1 protein-coding gene is annotated in these 323 nt (G+C 46.4%); it reads left to right on the top strand.

The genetic code is table 11. The features are described from left to right. On the top strand, window positions 1-323 hold a 323-nt coding region (locus tag ACO0K2_RS19725), incomplete at both ends, for a hypothetical protein (RefSeq protein ID WP_423021768.1).

The following is a 323-nucleotide window of genomic DNA, read 5'->3' as shown; positions in this document are numbered from 1 at the left end:
ATTGATCGTGCGATCGCGACGATCAATGCCACCAAGACCTACGATAGTACAACGAGCTTAACGTCAGGTCAGGTCAACATCACCGGGGTCAATGGCCAAACACTGAATTACACAGGAACGGCAGTAGCAAACAATGCTAACGTTGCCGCCAACGGCAGTAACTATGTCAGTGGCATTACTGGTTTAGCTGATGGCACTGGTTTGGCGTCGAACTATGTATTGCCTTCGTTAAGTAATGCATCGTTAAATAACAAAGCAACGATCAACGCTGTCACTACCGCAGTTAATATTATCGGTAATAGCCAAAGTGGTACCTACAACGG

It is taken from the genome of Undibacterium sp. MH2W, assembly GCF_049340215.1.
In the GTDB taxonomy this organism is placed as follows: Bacteria; Pseudomonadota; Gammaproteobacteria; order Burkholderiales; family Burkholderiaceae_D; genus Undibacterium.
The sequence above is the reverse complement of the archived record's forward strand: the minus strand, read 5'-3'. Positions and strand labels throughout refer to the sequence as shown.